The sequence below is a fragment of the Shewanella sp. SR44-3 genome, from assembly GCF_014163735.1.
Lineage (GTDB): Bacteria > Pseudomonadota > Gammaproteobacteria > Enterobacterales > Shewanellaceae > Shewanella.
In genome coordinates, this window is record NZ_JACJDV010000156.1 from 1 (window position 1) to 230 (window position 230).

Genomic DNA, 230 nt, shown 5'->3' on the forward strand with positions numbered 1-230 from the left:
CCTGAGATTGCGGGCGATGATCTGGGCGCGGTCACTGAAGACGCCAACAACCCGACCTTAACTGACACTGGCACCTTGACCATCAATGATGCCGATGCAGGGCAATCTGTATTCCAGGCTGGCACTGGCACCCCAAGCGCGGGTGCGCTCGGCAGCTTGACCATTGATGCTACGGGCAACTGGACTTATAACGTCGCGAACGCCGATGTGCAGTATTTGGCGGAAGGCGA

Annotated in this window: 1 protein-coding gene; it reads left to right on the top strand. The window is 58.3% G+C overall.

What is annotated here, in order from left to right:
• Positions 1–230, top strand: a 230-nt coding sequence (locus H5073_RS18200) for a VCBS domain-containing protein (protein ID WP_220488117.1), incomplete at both ends; no start/stop codon positions are given.